Here is a 14,920-nt window from a genome sequence, read left to right as displayed (position 1 = left end):
ACACAAACAGGCCCGGCGCCCGATTGATCAGTTGATCGGCAGCATGCGCTTCAGGACGTTATCCTTCAGCAGGTAGTGGTGGGTCAGAGCCGCAACGGCGTGACCAAGAGCAAGGATAATGATTGTCCAGGCCGCATAGTTGTGCAGCCATTCGAACCATTCAGCGAGCGGCTTGCTCGGGCCAAAGAGGCTCGGAATGGAAAACAGGCCGAAGAACATGAAAGGTTCGCCCTGCGCCCAGCGCAGGAGATAGCCTAGCACGATCTGCGCGGTCAGCAGGAGGTATAGCAGATGATGCATGCCCTTGGAGAGGACGCGCATCAGGCCTTGTTCGGTCGACGCCAGCTTGCGGCCGCTCGTGTTGCGCCAGTAGAGCCGCGCGATGAAGACCACCGTGAAAAGAATACCGAGGGAGATGTGCAGCGCCTGCAGGAACTTGCGCGGCGGCGAGCCTCTCGCAAACTCGTTGTTCCAGAGATAGGCGGCGACGAAAAGCGCGATGACGAGAAGCGCGGACAGCCAGTGAAGGGTGATCGTCACCCTGTCATATCGGGATTTCGGGCTTTCAACAGAAGTTACAAGGGTTTGGTCGACGGCCATGGGAGGTCTCTTCCTGCAGGTTCGAATTGGGGCTAAATCGAGGCCCGCGACATAACGCGCAGCAAAAAACCCTGCAACAGCAATAATTTAAGAGATTCTTGACGGTGAGGATTTCAATGCCGCTAAAATATGATTGAAATTATCATCTTACGTCCGAAAATTTATGAGTTTTACAGACAACAATCCATTAATCACAATTGCGTGTGATCGAACTCATGGCCTGCAAATGCAACAGGGCGGAGATGATCTCCGCCCTGTTGCATGGATCCCAAAGCTCGACGAGATGGATCAGATGGCTTTCGACGCCGGGAATTCGGCAAGCCGCGCGGCATAGCGCGCCATGGTGTCGACCTCGAAATTGACGAAGTCGCCGGCCTTCCGTTCGCCCCAGGTGGTGACTTCGAGCGTATGGCGGATGAGAAGCACGTCGAAATCCGTGCCCTCGACGGCGTTGACCGTCAGCGATGTGCCGTCGAGCGCGATCGAGCCCTTGGGCGCGACGAAACGGGCAAGGTGTTCGGGGGCGCGCAGGCGGAAACGGGTTGCGTCACCTTCCGCTGTCACCGACAGGATTTCCGCCTTGCCGTCGACATGGCCGGAGACGATATGGCCGCCGAGTTCGTCGCCGATCTTCAGCGAGCGTTCCAGGTTGATATGGCTGCCGGACTTCCAGGTGCCAACAGTCGTCAGGCGCAGGGCCTCTTCCCAGGCTTCCACCTCGAACCAGCGACCGTTGCTGCCCTCTTCCGGCAGGCCGGTCACGGTCAGGCAGATGCCGGAATGGGAGATGGACGCGCCCATGTCGATGGTCGCGGGATCGTAATTCGTCGCGACACGCAGCTTGATGCCCTCCTTCAACTCCGAAACAGTCTCAATCGTGCCGATATCGGTGACAATGCCGGTAAACATCAAAGCTCTCTTTCAAATTCATCGCTGCGATCCTCGCCGAACTGGCGCGTGGCGACATGTGTAAAACCGGAAGGCATATCGGTTGCCTTGAGCGGCGATTCAATACCGCCCTCGCCGATCATGTCCGGCCCCTGGAACAGCAGTATCCGGTCGACCAAGCCTGCCTCAAGGAAAATGCGCGCCGTTCTGGCTCCACCCTCTACCAGAAGCGAGGAAATGCCGCGCGACGCCAGCCCCGGCAGCAGTTGATCCGGGTGATACGGGCGGCAATAGAGGATCTCGACGCCGGCAGCCTCAAGAGCGGCGCGGCGGACATCGCTACCTTCCGCCTTTTTCCTGTCGGAGGGACTAAGGTGCTCATCGCCCCCCTCTTCAGGAGATACTTCCTCGTTGGCAACGGAGATCACGGGCACCTGCCTGGCGGTCCGCGCGAGCTTGCCGGTGACGGGCAAATCAAGCCACGGATCGAGGACGATCCGGATTGGCGAGCGATGTTCGTCGCCGGGTATCCTCACAGTCAACTCCGGATCATCGGCAATAGCGGTTCCTATCCCGACAAGGATCGCGTCGCTCTCGGCGCGCAGGGTTTGGACTGCGGCGCGGGCGGAATCGCCGGTTATCCTTATCTGCCCCGCGCCCTGTCGGCCGATCATTCCGTCAGCGGAAACGGCAATCTTCAGAGTCACATAGGGCCGCTTGCTCGTCTGGCGCATAAGATAACCGGCAAGTGAGCGGCGGCCCTCCTTTTCCAGAATTCCGGTATCGACCGTAATGCCAGCGTCCCGCAACATCTGAATGCCCCGTCCAGACACCCGCTCATCGGGATCGGTGACGCTGATGGCGACACGCGCGACCTTTGCCGCAATAAGCGCGTTGGCACAGGGTGGTGTCTTGCCGTAATGCGAGCAGGGTTCCAGAGTGACATAGGCGGTGGCGCCTTCAGCGCGTGCGCCGGCTTCGGCCAAGGCTTGGGGTTCGGCATGCGGACGGCCGCCGATCGCGGTAACCGCGCGCCCCACGACGGCGCCGTCCTTGACGATCACGCAGCCGACGGATGGATTAGTACCGGTCTGGCCGAGATGGCGGCGCGATATCTCGATCGCCTCCGCCATGAACCGTTCGTCGTCCGCCGCTGTTGTCATGGCTCAATGGTCCAATGGATCACGCGCTATCTTGGCATTGATCTCGGAAATAAGCTTCTCGAAATCCTCGGCATGCGTAAAATCACGATAGACCGAGGCATAACGCACGAAGCCGACGTCATCCAGGCTCTTCATGGCTTCGAGCACCTGCAGGCCGATCTGCTCGGAGCTGATTTCCGTCTCGCCGGAGCTTTCGAGGCGGCGGACGATTCCGGATACGGCGCGCTCGATGCGTTCCCGCTCGATCGGGCGCTTGCGCAACGCCACCTCGAAGGAGCGAACGAGCTTGTCGCGATCGAAGGGAACCTTGCGACCGGTCTTCTTGATGACCATGAGCTCGCGCAGCTGCACGCGCTCGAAGGTCGTGAAGCGGCCGCCACAATCCGGGCAGATGCGCCGCCGGCGGATGGAGGTATTATCCTCCGCCGGGCGCGAATCCTTGACCTGGGTGTCTTCCGAGCCGCAATAGGGACAACGCATGAGCTGGCTTAGCCCATGTAGTCGTACATCGGGAAGCGACCGGTGAGATCGACGACCTTTCCGCGCACCGCAGCCTCGACGGCCGCATTGCCCTCGTCGGAATTGGCAGCCTTCAGGCCATCCAGAACCTCGATGATGAGATTGCCGATTTGCCGGAACTCGGCTTCCTTGAAGCCGCGCGTCGTGCCGGCCGGCGCGCCAAGGCGCACGCCCGAGGTGACGAAAGGCTTTTCCGGATCGAAGGGAATGCCGTTCTTGTTGCAGGTGATGTAGGCGCGGCCGAGGGCGGCTTCAGCGCGCTTGCCCGTTGCGTTCTTCTTGCGCAGGTCGACCAGCATCAGGTGGTTGTCCGTGCCGCCAGATACGACGTCGAGGCCGCCCGCGATCAGCGTTTCGGCCAGCGCCTTGGCGTTCTTGACGATCTGAGCCGCATAGTCCTTGAATTCCGGCTGCAGAGCCTCACCGAAGGCAACGGCCTTGGCGGCGATGATGTGCATCAGCGGGCCGCCCTGCAGGCCGGGGAAGACGGCCGAGTTCAGCTTCTTTGCCAGTTCTTCGTCATTGGTCAGAATGACGCCGCCGCGCGGGCCGCGGAGCGACTTGTGCGTGGTCGTGGTGGCAACATGGCAATGCGGGAATGGCGACGGATGCTGGCCACCGGCAACGAGACCGGCGATGTGGGCCATGTCGACCATCAGATAGGCGCCAACGCTGTCGGCGATTTCGCGGAAGCGCTTCCAGTCCCAGATGCGGGAATAGGCCGTGCCGCCGGCGATGATGAGCTTCGGCTTGGTTTCCTCGGCCTTGCGGGCGACTTCGTCCATGTCGAGCAGGTTGTCGCCTTCGCGAACGCCGTAAGAAACGACGTTGAACCACTTGCCGGACATGTTGACCGGCGAACCATGCGTCAGGTGGCCGCCCGAGTTGAGGTCGAGGCCCATGAAGGTGTCGCCCGGCTGCAGCAGCGCCAGGAACACTGCCTGGTTCATTTGGCTGCCGGAGTTCGGCTGGACGTTGGCGAAATTGACGCCGAACAGCTTCTTGGCGCGTTCGATCGCGAGTTCTTCAGCAATATCGACGAACTGGCAGCCACCATAGTAGCGCTTGCCGGGGTAACCCTCGGCATATTTGTTCGTCATGATGGAGCCCTGCGCTTCGAGAACGGCGCGGGAAACGATGTTTTCCGAGGCGATCAGCTCGATTTCATGCCGCTGGCGACCCAGCTCCTTGCCGATCGCGCCAAAGATTTCCGGATCGGTTTCGGCAAGCGAGCGATTGAAGAAGAGTTCGGTGGAAGCGTTTGTCATGGTGAAGGCTCCTGAACGGGAATGGCGAAGGTATTAGCGTTCCGCCATTCCAAGAGCAATACGATCAGCGACATTTGCTGGGCAAACTACGGTGAGACGAAATGAAGGAGAGGATGCCGAAGCCCGTGGCGGCATGCTGGTGGCATGTTCCAGCAAAATCCGGGAATTTCAGAACAATAGAGATAACTAAAACAGCATCCACGGATTGACAGATCATTACAGCCAGAGCTAGAAGAAATGACGGTTTACTCGCAGGTCTTCTCCAATGCGCATCGCTGGCGGACTTTTGCAATCGGGTGCATCAGTCGGTTCTGCCGTCGGGGGCAGAGGCGCAAAACTTGCCTGCAAGTCCGCAACAGCTCGCGATACTTCTATCTATATTTCAAGCTATATATTTGCAGTAATCGCCTCTGCTGCTGGACAATTTCGTCTCTGTATTTCCCATTATGAGATGACCTCTCGATCAAATCTTGCGATTTCATTCCCTAAATTTCCAAAAATATTTCCCGATATTCCGCCGCCCCGGGATTTCGGTCCTCTTGGCATTTGGTGTAACGTTTTATGCTTCACCTTTGCCATTCTTACCCTGTGAATTTGGACCATGCCCGGTTCGAAGACAGGTAGCGCTCACAAAAATGGGGGTCGTAAGAAATGTATTTTATTCTCTGGATCATCATTGGCTGCATCTGCGCGGCCATCTGCTCAAACATGGCCAGAAGCCGTGGACGCGGCAGCGGCCTTTGGGCGGTTCTCGGCTTTTTCCTGGGATTGCTGGCAATCCTGATCCTAGCGGTCATGGGGAATACCAACGAACGGCTCACGGTCAGTTCCGCCTCAAGGGGCGAGGAAATCGCTAAGCTCAAGCAGCTCCACGACGAGGGCGTGCTGACGGAGGATGAATTCGAGCAGGAAAAGCGCCAATTGCTGGCAAGGGGCTGAACGCCACGTGCATCGAATGGCCGGATTTCGGGATCCGGCCATTCGATGCACACGGATCAGCCACTGTTGCCGGCTGGATCAATCGGCTATTGGGCCTTGCGGCAAAATAGAGCGGCGGCAGCCCAAGAAAAAAGGGGCTTGCGCCCCTTTTCAATCACGAAAGTCTTTCGCCCTAGGCCTCTCCCGCAAGAGAGGGCTACAGGCAAATGCCGCTTACTGAACCGGCTGCTCCATGCCCTGCGTCGTGTCGAGCGCGAGTTGGGCGTTGCCATCGAGCTGATAGATGTCGTCACGGAACTGCACGACATTGTTCTGCATGGCCCAGGCGGAGATATAGGCGAAATACACCGGCACTTCTTCCGGCAGCTCGATCGGCGTGTTGACGCGGCTGGCGATGACGCTCTCGATACGCTGGCGCGGCCATTCCGGGTTTTCCGACAGCAGCCAGACGGCAAGGTCGCGGACGTTCTGTACGCGCACGCAGCCCGATGAGTCGAAACGCATCAGCTTGTTGAACAGGCCCTGCTCCGGCGTGTCGTGCATGTATTCGTTGTTCGGATTGTGGAAGTTGATCTTCGTGGAGGCCATGGCGTTGTTCTTGCCCGGGTCCTGACGGAACATCAGGTTCGGCGCCTTGTCGGCATTCCAGTCGATCGTCTCCGGCGCAATTTCCGTGCCCTTGGGATCGAAAAGGCGGATGTTGTTCTTCGTGAGGTAGGTCGGGTCCTTGCGCATCAGCGGAACGATATCCTTCTCGATGATCGAGCGAGGCGCCGTCCAGTAAGGATTGAGCATGACCTCGTAGATCTTCGAATTGATGATGTGCGTCGGGCGGCTGATGCGGCCGACGATCGCCTCGTGGCGTAGCGCCACCTGACCATCCTGAACCGCTTCGACATAGGTCGCCGGGATGTTGACCATGACGTGACGGCGGCCGAGATCGGCCGGAAAGGTCTGCAGGCGGATGAGGTTGGTGTTCAGCTGCTGCAGGCGAACGTCAGCCGGCACGTTGAGCGCCTTGATCGTGTATTCGCCGAGCACGCCATCCGGCGGCAGGCCGTGACGGGCCTGGAAGCGCTTGACGGCACCGTCGACGTAGGAATCGAAGGAAGACGACATGCCAGCGCCGCGCGGCAGGTCGCCGACGATCGCCAGATGCTGGCGCAGAGCCTGGACGGCTGGATCGGTCACGCCGAGCTGCAATTTCTGCTGACCGGCCGGGTTAACCTGCGGCCAGCCGCCATTGGCAACAATGCTCTGATACTGGGCAATCGCCTGCTGGATGTTCGGAACCGAATTCGGGCTGAGGATCGGAGTGTTGGACAGCACCGGGATCGCGGTACGCGAGGCGGCGCCTGCATCGAACTGGTCGTCCCAGTTGCCGCGAGAGCGCGCATTGATCAGCTCATCTAGCGCCGATTGCTGCGCAAGGGCGGGGGCTGCCAAGGCTGCCGCACCAAAGGTTGCCGCCGACCGCAGGAAAGAGCGGCGCGAGAAAGATCCAGTTTCGTTTTTCTTCGACATGTCCCACCGTTAAAAGCTGCAGGGAATTTTGCCGTCCGCAGCCGAGAGCGAAATGAGTTTCAACTCATGCACCTAACGCAGTCCCTACCAATCGGTTGCCCCTGCACACCATAGAAACTTCGCGTCCGGACATCACAATATTGCGAGCCCAGAACGCAGGGCATGATAGATAGTGATCATGAAAGCGCTGGTTGCCGTGTCTTTCCGCTCTCACACCATTATGGCCAATTCGTGTTCCGCGGCATGAAACTTGCCTTCACGCGGGGTCAGGAGGCCGATAGCTCTGTGGATTGCAGAAAAACCACGGTATTGGCGGGGTTAATAGCGCAAGGCATCGGAGCGTCAATCGCTCAAATGACGCCGGTTGGCGCAATCCGCAAAGTTGCGGTGGAGCGTGGCAAAAACCGCACAGCCTAGAGATGCGGAATCCCAAATGGCAGTTCTAGCCCGGCCTGATATCGCCGCTTGACTCATTCATAGCTGTCTGGCTATACGTTAATTCATAGCCAACGAGGTATGAATTAGTGTCTGACGCTCATGACGTGCTCTTCAGGACCCTTGCCGATCCGACTCGCAGGGCGATTTTCGAGCGGCTGTGCCGTGAAGGAGAAAAGACGGTCGGGGCGCTGACGGCTCACGCCGGCGTCTCGCAGCCGGTCGTCTCGAAACATCTAGGCCTCCTGAAGCGCGCCGGCCTTGTACTCGACCGCCACGAGGGCCGCCAGACGCACTATAGCGCCAAGGTCGCAGCGCTTGCCCCGCTGGTCGACTGGACGAGCCAGATGGCCGGGTTCTGGGAAAACCGCTTCGACGATCTCGAAGACCTGCTCCAAAGGATGGACCAATGAACGAAGCATCGGCCGAGACACGCACCGTCGTCGTCGAGCGCAACATCCCTCACCCGCCGGAAAAGATCTGGCGCGCGCTGACGCAACCGCACCTGATCGAGGAATGGCTTATGAAGAACGACTTCAAGCCTGAGGTAGGTCACCGTTTCAATCTTCGAGGAGACTGGGGCGGCGTTCTGGACTGCGAGGTCCTGACCCTCGAGCAGAACAAGAAGCTCTCCTACACCTGGAATTACGTGCACGACGATGCTGCCTACGACCTGAGGAGCGTCGTGACCCTGACCCTCACGCCGACGAGCACGGGGACCCATCTGCGCATGGAACAGTCAGGCTTCAGGCCGGGCCAGAAGCAGGCCTACAACGGCGCGCATCACGGATGGCAGGGCTTCTTCGGAGCTCTCGAGAAAGTTCTGGCACGGATAGATTGAGGTCTGCCTGGCGCCACTCGATGACGAACATTTTAAAAGAACGGACGCACCGGAAAGGTGTCAAACGGAGGAAATACCAATGAAAATCAAGCTGACCACCCTATATGTCGACGACCAGGAAAAGGCACTGCGCTTTTACACCGACGTGCTGGGCTTCACCAAGAAGGCCGATTTCAGCAATGGGCCGTTTCGCTGGCTGACGGTTGCCTCGGCCGACGAGCCCGATGGAACCGAACTGCAACTCGCGCTCAACGACAATCCGGCGGCAAAGGCCTATCAGCAAGCCATGTTCCAGCAGGGCCAGCCCGCACTCATGCTCTTCACAGACGACATCAAGGGCGACTACGAGCGCATCAAGACGCGCGGCGGCGAGTTCAAAATGCCACCCACCGAGGTAACCGGCTCGACCATCGCCCAGTTGAACGACACCTGCGGCAACCTCGTTCAAATCACCCAGCTGGCGCGGTGGTAAGGCCGGCGTTCACCGGTCGGACAGATCCACGATAGGCAGCCAGTACTCAGCTTGTTCTCAACAGGAGATACCATTGAACTGGAACAAATATCTTCGGCAAGCCCACCGCTGGCTGTCGATCATTTTTACGCTGACGGTGATCGCCAACTTCGTTGCGATGGCACTGGGGCAGCCACCTTCCTGGGTGGTCTACTCGCCCTTGCCCCCGCTCTTCCTGTTGCTGTTCAGCGGGCTGTATTTATTCGCGCTGCCGTATGCAGCGACGCGGCGCGGCGTCGGACGGGTACGCGGATAGAAGTGCGTCGATAAGGCACGTCTCGAACACGCAACAAAGCGCAACGCGGCGTCTTCTCTCGCCCCGTTGCGCTCTTTTGTGCCATGCAGGAGGTCCGGTGGGCCGGAGGGAAGGCCGGCCTAGGCGGAGATTACAGGCGGTAGAGGATTTGGTCGTTCCAGAAGCGGTCGAGGCGCTGCAGGAGCTTGTTCATCTGGGTGAATTCGTCGGTGCCGATGCCGCCGACCTTGTCGATCGAGGCGATGTGGCGCTCGTAGAGGCGGCCCACGGTTTCGGCGATATCCTGGCCCGTCTCCGTCAGGCTGATGCGGACCGAGCGGCGGTCGATGCGCGAGCGCTGATGGTTGATGAAGCCGAGGTCGACCAGCTTCTTGACGTTGTAGGAGACGTTCGAGCCGAGATAGTAGCCGCGCGAGCGAAGCTCGCCTGCAGTCAGCTCGGAGTTGCCGATATTGAAGAGAAGGAGTGCCTGGACGGCGTTGACGTCGCTGCGGCCCTGACGGTCGAACTCGTCCTTGATGACGTCGAGAAGACGGCGGTGAAGGCGCTCGACAAGATGGAGGGACTCCATGTAGAGATCACGGATTTCTTCGACCTTCTGGTCACGCGGATTTGCAACGGCCTGCGGCTTGATTTTCGTGTTCATGATGACTGCCTCACTGTTTTGTTTGGCGGTGTTGGTTTTCTTCCCGCCTTGAGACAGACCCTATCGAATACACATAAAATTCTACTTAAACCGCAGGCTTAACAGCGTCTTACCGGAAACCCTTCGTTGTCTCAGGGTAAATCAACCATTACCCGTTGCCGCTGGCGGCGCTTTTCAAGCCATAGCGCGATACGGAAGGCGCAATAGAGAATGGCGACACCCCCGTGTAGGATCATGATCAGCGGATTATAGCCGAAGATCGCTGGCCAGAGGCCGTACATCAGGATCTGGCCGCCGGCGGCAACGATCCAGATGACAGGTCCCCAGGAGACCGTCAGCCACAATCCAAGCGCAGCAACCGGGAATACGACCGCAAGGCCGACGCCCGCGACTTTCCATGGAAGATCGAGCAGATCAAAGCGCGCATGTCCCGCCAGCGAGTAGCCGACGAGCATAGACCAGTATTGCAGACCGAACCAGAAGCAGACGATCGCGATCAGGCGCAGGAAGACGACGAACAGAATGTCCGTGAGTGTTTGTTTGGGCAGGGTCGAAGAATCAGGTTCCATACGCGAACAATAGGTGCGGGCCAACGGACGGGCCAGACCGATAATAAATGCGGCCTTTCGTCCGGTTTCGCATTACACTTACGACATGATAAGCAGTCCGCCAACCGCCCAGGTGGGCAGAACGCACAAACAAACAACATAGACAGATATGCAAGAAGGACGACGGGCGATGCAGGACAAGACGCATCTCGTTGACGACATAACCGGGCATCGCCGCATGCGGCGCAACCGCAAGGCGGACTGGACCCGCCGGCTGGTGCAGGAAAACCGACTGACAGTCGACGATCTGATCTGGCCGATCTTCCTGATCCCCGGCCATGGCATTGTCGAGCCGGTCGACGCCATGCCTGGTGTCAACCGCATGACGGTCGACAAGGCGGTGGAAGCGGCCAAGGAAGCAGCCGACCTCGGGGTGCCGGCGATCGCGACCTTTCCCAACATTGAAATGCACCTGCGCGACGAGACCGGCTCGAACAGCCTTGTCCGCAACAACCTGATCAATCTCGCAACGACGGCCATCAAGAACGCCGTTCCTAATATCGGCATCATCACCGACGTGGCGCTCGATCCCTTCACCAGCCATGGCCATGACGGCATCCTGCGCGAAGGCGAGATCGTCAACGACGAGACTGTGGAGCAGGTGGCCAAAGCCGCCGTCATGCAGGCCGATGCCGGCGCCGATATCATCGCGCCATCGGAAATGATGGACGGGCGCATCGGCGCCATCCGCCGCGCGCTCGACGCCGCCGGCCACCAGGGAGTCGGCATCATGAGCTATGCCACAAAGTTTTCCTCCGCCTTCTACGGCCCCTATCGCGAGGCGATCTCGACCGGCGGGCTGCTGAAGGGCGACAAGAAGACCTATTATATCGACCCGGCCAACGGCACCGAGGCGATCCGCGATGCGGCCCTCGATGTCGAAGAAGGCGCCGACATGCTGATGGTCAAACCCGGCCTGCCCTATATCGACATCTGCTGGCGCATGAAGGAGGCCTTCGGCCTGCCCACCTTCGCCTACCAGGTGTCGGGCGAATATTCGATGATCAAGGCCGCGGGCGCTAATGGCTGGATCGACGAAGAGCGGGTGATGCTCGAAACCCTGCTCGCTTTCAAGCGCGCCGGCTGCGACGGCATTCTCACCTATTTTGCGCCTGAGGTGGCGCGGCTTCTTTCGAAGAGAGGCTAGTCGGGCTTCGAGCGGCATCGCCATCGAACAAGTTCGCCGAACTCGGTTGTCGGCGGCAGCGATAGCCGCAGTTGACCTGTAACGGCTATCGCGATGGCCTGGGCACAGCGCCCCTCACATCAGGGCGCTGCGTCTTCGCCGATTTACCACTTCACACGGAAGCCGGCGGTGCCGCTCAGTGCGTAGCTGTCGCCAAAATCCTTGAGCGAGGATTTGGCGGCCACTTCGCCATAGAGCGAGAAGCGGTCACCATTCCAATCATAGGAAGTGCCGAGGGTAAGGCCTCCCCAGACAGGATCGTTCTTGCTCTTGAAGCCGACACCCGACACATCGACCGTGGTGCGATCCAGGGCCTCGCCGTAGAGGTTGGCAATACCGTAGAACTTTGCCCGTGCCGTCTGGCCGTTGGCCCGCTGCCAGCTTTCCTCGCGGTCGAGCGCCACACCGAGACGGCCGATCAGGCTGTCGCCGTCGCCGGACGAAACCCTGGCGCCGAACCGGTCGTCAAAGCTGTCGAAATCGACCGCGGAATAGATGACCTGCGCCTGCGGCGTGATCGACCATGGGCCGGAGGTCGCAAAACGCTTCCCTGCCTCAAGGCTGAGCGCATAGCCGAAGCCCTTGTTGCCATTCTCCATCGTGCCGGCGAGATCGGATTTCAGGTCGCTGTCGTACCAGGTCAGCTGGCCCTGGGCGTCAGCATAGAAGCCGTCATTGCCATACCAGGTCAGCGTCGCGCCGCCGCCGTAGCCGTTGGTATCGACATCGCCGTTGCCGTAGAAGGAGCTGATATTGCCTGACAGGGTCTCGTAATGCGCGGTGATCCCGCCGATCAGCGTGCCATTGCCGTTCGTGTAGAGCTCGCCGTCGGCACCTGCCTGAAGCTTCCAGAAATCATAGTCGTAGCTGGTGGCGCTGGTGCTGGAATCCGGCTCTACCCTGCTGTGCAGGCCCTCTGTCCGGATCCAGGCGCCTTCCGCTGCCGTGCCGGGTGCGCCTTCGCCATCATTCGACCATTGACGGTTGCCGACACGCTGCTGCAGCGTCGGCAGCGTGTTCGCGTCGATCAGCAGCTGCGCATAGGCTTCGTAGAGCGGGACACCGGGCTGGTAGAGCGACGCTGATGGCGTTGTGGGATCAGCCGGAGTGCCGGGAGAACTATCGGGATTGATCAGCGTCGAGCGGAGATACCAGTCGCCATCCGTCGGCGTGGAGACGCCATTCTTGTAGAGCCGATAGGCGTAGGCACCCCCAACAACGGCCTGGTCGCCCTGGAAGACATAGTCGCCCTGCAGCGTGAAGGTTCCGGAGGAGATGCCGCCGACGTCGACGACCTTGATGCCCTCGACGGTCGGCGCACCGGCGCCGCCGACATTGATCACCTTGACGTTCGTCGTACCGGCGGTGTTGCCCGTGACGACGAGGCGGTCGCTCGGCGAGGCGTCGTTGCCAAGCTCGGACTCGATCTCCAGCGTGCCGGCGTTACCGGTATAATTGCCTGATATCGTCAGCGTGCCGATCGAGTTGCCGGGTGCGATGGTGCCGTTGGCAGCAAGCGTGAGATCGCCGCCGAGGATACCGATCCCCTTCAACGTGCCACCGTCGGCGACGAGGTTCGTGCCAGTCACACCCGAGTAATCGCCATTGACGGACAGGACGCCTGCATTGATGGTCGTGCCACCGGTATAGCTACCGGTGCCATCAAGGCGAAGCGTGCCGTCGCCGCTCTTGGTCAGCCCGCCCGCGCCGGTCATCGTACCGTTGAGAGTGAGCGTCGTGCCATCGTCGGTCGAGATGGTGCCGACGGAGTTCAGGTTCACAGCGCGGCTGGACGTCATGTAGGCCGTCGTGTGCAGGGTGCCGCCGTCGAAGGTCAGCGCACCAGTCGTGCTGCCGAGGTTCGCATCGCTGGAGATGGACAGCATTCCGCCCTGGATCGTGGTACCGCCGCTATAGCTATTACCGACCGTGCCGGTAAGGTCGAGCGTTCCGGCGCCGGTCTTGATGAGGCCACCCGCGCCGCTCAGCGAGCCTCCTGCGGTCAGGCTTGCTCCGGAAGTCACGTCAATGGTGCCATCGCTGTTGAAAATCATGTCACGAGTGCTGGCTACGCTGGCGCCCGTCACCTGCAAGGTGCCCCCATCAAAGGTCAGGCTGCCGGTCGGCGCGCCGAGATTGGCATCGCTGGAGATGGACAGCGTGCCATCGGTCAATGTCCAGGCGGTTTCCTTGGAGGTCGTTCCCGTCAGGGTCCAGGTACCGGCTCCGGCTTTATCATAATGCTCGAAGCCATCATATTGGCCGCCGGCATCGAAACGGGAAACATCGAAGCTGTCGCTGGTCGTGCCCCCGAGCGCGAAGGTGTCGTCAGTGCCGCCGGCCACGATATTGCCCACGATGCTCGAGCCGGACCAGATTTCCAGCCTGTTGCTACCGCCGGTGAACTCGACGGCATTGCCGTCATTTCCGCCAACTCCGCCGCTAGAGCCGCCGGTGATCGTACCCTTGTTGACGACCGTTACGCCTGAACCCTTGATGCCCGCGCCACCGTTGCCGGAAGATGTTGTGGGATTTGTCGTCGTATTCAGTGTACCCAGACCACCCGCGCCGCCGGTGATCGAACCGCCGACTTCATTGATGATGATTCCGCCATTCAAAATCTGCACGCCAGCGCCGCCATTGCCGCCGCCTGAGTTTGCGCTTGCTGACCCACCCGCACCTCCGGTCAGAGTTCCGCTGTTGCTGATGGTGCTGCTGCCGGTTAGCACGACAGCTGCTGCTCCTCCTCCGCCGCCGCTGCCGAAGCCTCGCCCGCCCGCGCCGCCGGTGACCTGGCCGTTTGCCTGAACCGTTACATTGGCATTCGAGAAAATGCCGACTCCGCCGCCGCCGCCGCCGCCACTGAGGGTGGGGCCTGTGCCGCCGGCCCCAGCGCCGCCCGTTACCTCCCCGGTTCCCGTCACGGTAACATCCGCTGTGGCCGACACACCCACGCCGCCACCGCCGTGTCCGCCCGCCATGCGTGCCGAGTTGCCAGTCTGGCCTGTGCCGCCTGCCCCACCCGAGATCGCCGTCGAGATAGTGGTGGCCGTCGTGACGCTCGATCCCATGGTACCCGTTGTGCCCGCGGTGCCATCAGGGCTGCCGACAGCCGTATTGACGGACGATGCCCCACCTGCGCCACCGTTGCCGGTCGTAAGGTCGACACCGCCGCCACCGCCCCCGGAAAAGGCGGAGCCGCTGGTGGTGGCATCCCTGCCGGTCGCATCGGCCAGCGAGCCGTCGACACCACCGAGACCGCCTGCTCCAACGCCGATCGTCGCCTGCCGGCCCGCGCCGCCGTCAGCCAAGGCAGGCACCGCGCCCAGAACAACTCCGCCAGCCACGATTGCGACTGCGGAAACGCTGGCACCAAGCAACAGGGTCGGCTTGCCGCAAGTGCGAACATGAAAACCAAATATTGGATCGAGCCCCTTCAGGGAGCGAAGAACTACCCCCTGAGGAAACTTCGATTTTCCGGTACCCCTGCTGCCCACGCCGCCGCCCATGACTGGCTCCTTAAAGTTGATTCGAGT

Annotated in this window: 16 protein-coding genes; 7 read left to right on the top strand and 9 right to left on the bottom strand. The window is 60.4% G+C overall.

All coding sequences use genetic code 11. The features are described from left to right. Nucleotides 1-27: 27 nt before the first annotated feature. From DTW90_RS15500 to glyA, 5 genes are all read right to left on the bottom strand, one after another. Nucleotides 28-600 carry a cytochrome b gene (locus DTW90_RS15500; RefSeq protein ID WP_149339426.1) on the bottom strand — a complete coding sequence of 191 codons (573 nt, stop codon included), beginning with the start codon at nt 598-600 and terminating at the stop codon, nt 28-30. 288 nt (nt 601-888) lie between these two features. Then, on the bottom strand, nt 889-1,509 hold the full coding sequence (locus DTW90_RS15495) for a riboflavin synthase (RefSeq protein WP_149339424.1): 621 nt from the start codon (nt 1,507-1,509) through the stop codon (nt 889-891). Then, the gene (gene ribD, locus DTW90_RS15490; protein ID WP_149339422.1) at nt 1,509-2,651 is read right to left on the bottom strand and encodes a bifunctional diaminohydroxyphosphoribosylaminopyrimidine deaminase/5-amino-6-(5-phosphoribosylamino)uracil reductase RibD; all 1,143 of its coding nucleotides are present in this window, start codon (nt 2,649-2,651) and stop codon (nt 1,509-1,511) included. The genes DTW90_RS15495 and ribD overlap by 1 nt, the downstream gene beginning before the upstream one ends. A 3-nt stretch (nt 2,652-2,654) precedes the next feature. Next, nucleotides 2,655-3,131 carry a transcriptional regulator NrdR gene (gene nrdR / locus DTW90_RS15485; protein ID WP_132517014.1) on the bottom strand — a complete coding sequence of 159 codons (477 nt, stop codon included), beginning with the start codon at nt 3,129-3,131 and terminating at the stop codon, nt 2,655-2,657. Between the two features lie 8 nt (nt 3,132-3,139). Beyond that, nucleotides 3,140-4,438 carry a serine hydroxymethyltransferase gene (gene glyA, locus DTW90_RS15480; protein WP_132517016.1) on the bottom strand — a complete coding sequence of 433 codons (1,299 nt, stop codon included), beginning with the start codon at nt 4,436-4,438 and terminating at the stop codon, nt 3,140-3,142. A gap of 265 nt (nt 4,439-4,703) precedes the next feature. On the opposite strand from glyA, the gene DTW90_RS15475 reads away from it, so the two are divergent. Both DTW90_RS15475 and DTW90_RS15470 read left to right on the top strand, forming a co-directional pair. Then, nucleotides 4,704-5,030 (top strand): hypothetical protein, encoded by a 327-nt coding sequence (locus tag DTW90_RS15475; RefSeq protein ID WP_132517018.1) that lies wholly within the window; start codon nt 4,704-4,706, stop codon nt 5,028-5,030. Between the two features lie 59 nt (nt 5,031-5,089). Beyond that, nucleotides 5,090-5,377, top strand: a complete 288-nt coding sequence (locus DTW90_RS15470) for an SHOCT domain-containing protein (RefSeq protein ID WP_132517020.1) — start codon at nt 5,090-5,092, stop codon at nt 5,375-5,377. Nucleotides 5,378-5,590: 213 nt separating this feature from the next. On the opposite strand, the gene DTW90_RS15465 is transcribed toward DTW90_RS15470, so the two are convergent. Next, nucleotides 5,591-6,901, bottom strand: coding sequence for a L,D-transpeptidase family protein (locus tag DTW90_RS15465; protein WP_132517022.1), 1,311 nt, complete (start codon nt 6,899-6,901; stop codon nt 5,591-5,593). Nucleotides 6,902-7,425: 524 nt separating this feature from the next. Between DTW90_RS15465 and DTW90_RS15460 the strand changes: the two genes are divergently transcribed. From DTW90_RS15460 to DTW90_RS15445, 4 genes are all read left to right on the top strand, one after another. After that, nucleotides 7,426-7,749 carry a metalloregulator ArsR/SmtB family transcription factor gene (locus DTW90_RS15460; protein ID WP_132517024.1) on the top strand — a complete coding sequence of 108 codons (324 nt, stop codon included), beginning with the start codon at nt 7,426-7,428 and terminating at the stop codon, nt 7,747-7,749. Beyond that, nucleotides 7,746-8,177: an SRPBCC domain-containing protein gene (locus tag DTW90_RS15455; protein ID WP_132517026.1), complete on the top strand. Its 432-nt coding sequence runs from the start codon at nt 7,746-7,748 to the stop codon at nt 8,175-8,177. The genes DTW90_RS15460 and DTW90_RS15455 overlap by 4 nt, the downstream gene beginning before the upstream one ends. A 79-nt stretch (nt 8,178-8,256) precedes the next feature. Next, nucleotides 8,257-8,649 (top strand): VOC family protein, encoded by a 393-nt coding sequence (locus DTW90_RS15450; protein WP_132517028.1) that lies wholly within the window; start codon nt 8,257-8,259, stop codon nt 8,647-8,649. Nucleotides 8,650-8,722: 73 nt separating this feature from the next. Beyond that, the gene (locus tag DTW90_RS15445; protein WP_132517030.1) at nt 8,723-8,944 is read left to right on the top strand and encodes a hypothetical protein; all 222 of its coding nucleotides are present in this window, start codon (nt 8,723-8,725) and stop codon (nt 8,942-8,944) included. Between the two features lie 130 nt (nt 8,945-9,074). On the opposite strand, the gene DTW90_RS15440 is transcribed toward DTW90_RS15445, so the two are convergent. Both DTW90_RS15440 and DTW90_RS15435 read right to left on the bottom strand, forming a co-directional pair. Next, entirely contained in the window at nt 9,075-9,590 is a 516-nt protein-coding gene (locus tag DTW90_RS15440; RefSeq protein ID WP_132517032.1) for a MarR family winged helix-turn-helix transcriptional regulator, read from the bottom strand. A gap of 131 nt (nt 9,591-9,721) precedes the next feature. Continuing rightward, the gene (locus DTW90_RS15435) at nt 9,722-10,159 is read right to left on the bottom strand and encodes a DUF6163 family protein (RefSeq protein ID WP_132517034.1); all 438 of its coding nucleotides are present in this window, start codon (nt 10,157-10,159) and stop codon (nt 9,722-9,724) included. Between the two features lie 169 nt (nt 10,160-10,328). Between DTW90_RS15435 and hemB the strand changes: the two genes are divergently transcribed. Beyond that, nucleotides 10,329-11,345: a porphobilinogen synthase gene (gene hemB, locus DTW90_RS15430; protein ID WP_149339420.1), complete on the top strand. Its 1,017-nt coding sequence runs from the start codon at nt 10,329-10,331 to the stop codon at nt 11,343-11,345. Nucleotides 11,346-11,488: 143 nt separating this feature from the next. On the opposite strand, the gene DTW90_RS15425 is transcribed toward hemB, so the two are convergent. Next, nucleotides 11,489-14,893: an autotransporter outer membrane beta-barrel domain-containing protein gene (locus DTW90_RS15425; RefSeq protein WP_149339419.1), complete on the bottom strand. Its 3,405-nt coding sequence runs from the start codon at nt 14,891-14,893 to the stop codon at nt 11,489-11,491. Nucleotides 14,894-14,920 lie beyond the last annotated feature (27 nt).

The organism is Neorhizobium sp. P12A (assembly GCF_008365395.1).
Classification (GTDB): domain Bacteria; phylum Pseudomonadota; class Alphaproteobacteria; order Rhizobiales; family Rhizobiaceae; genus Rhizobium.
This window is presented reverse-complemented; position numbering and strand designations above follow the sequence as displayed.

Excerpts from the sequence above, each read along its gene's own strand:
- DTW90_RS15425 (WP_149339419.1), bottom strand. The coding sequence starts at position 14,893 with ATGGGCGGCGGCGTGGGCAGCAGGGGTACCGGAAAATCGAAGTTTCCT.
- hemB (WP_149339420.1), top strand. The coding sequence starts at position 10,329 with ATGCAGGACAAGACGCATCTCGTTGACGACATAACCGGGCATCGCCGC.
- DTW90_RS15470 (WP_132517020.1), top strand. The coding sequence starts at position 5,090 with ATGTATTTTATTCTCTGGATCATCATTGGCTGCATCTGCGCGGCCATC.
- DTW90_RS15455 (WP_132517026.1), top strand. The coding sequence starts at position 7,746 with ATGAACGAAGCATCGGCCGAGACACGCACCGTCGTCGTCGAGCGCAAC.
- DTW90_RS15500 (WP_149339426.1), bottom strand. The coding sequence starts at position 600 with ATGGCCGTCGACCAAACCCTTGTAACTTCTGTTGAAAGCCCGAAATCC.
- DTW90_RS15450 (WP_132517028.1), top strand. The coding sequence starts at position 8,257 with ATGAAAATCAAGCTGACCACCCTATATGTCGACGACCAGGAAAAGGCA.
- nrdR (WP_132517014.1), bottom strand. The coding sequence starts at position 3,131 with ATGCGTTGTCCCTATTGCGGCTCGGAAGACACCCAGGTCAAGGATTCG.
- DTW90_RS15475 (WP_132517018.1), top strand. The coding sequence starts at position 4,704 with ATGCGCATCGCTGGCGGACTTTTGCAATCGGGTGCATCAGTCGGTTCT.
- DTW90_RS15465 (WP_132517022.1), bottom strand. The coding sequence starts at position 6,901 with ATGTCGAAGAAAAACGAAACTGGATCTTTCTCGCGCCGCTCTTTCCTG.
- ribD (WP_149339422.1), bottom strand. The coding sequence starts at position 2,651 with ATGACAACAGCGGCGGACGACGAACGGTTCATGGCGGAGGCGATCGAG.
- glyA (WP_132517016.1), bottom strand. The coding sequence starts at position 4,438 with ATGACAAACGCTTCCACCGAACTCTTCTTCAATCGCTCGCTTGCCGAA.
- DTW90_RS15440 (WP_132517032.1), bottom strand. The coding sequence starts at position 9,590 with ATGAACACGAAAATCAAGCCGCAGGCCGTTGCAAATCCGCGTGACCAG.
- DTW90_RS15435 (WP_132517034.1), bottom strand. The coding sequence starts at position 10,159 with ATGGAACCTGATTCTTCGACCCTGCCCAAACAAACACTCACGGACATT.
- DTW90_RS15495 (WP_149339424.1), bottom strand. The coding sequence starts at position 1,509 with ATGTTTACCGGCATTGTCACCGATATCGGCACGATTGAGACTGTTTCG.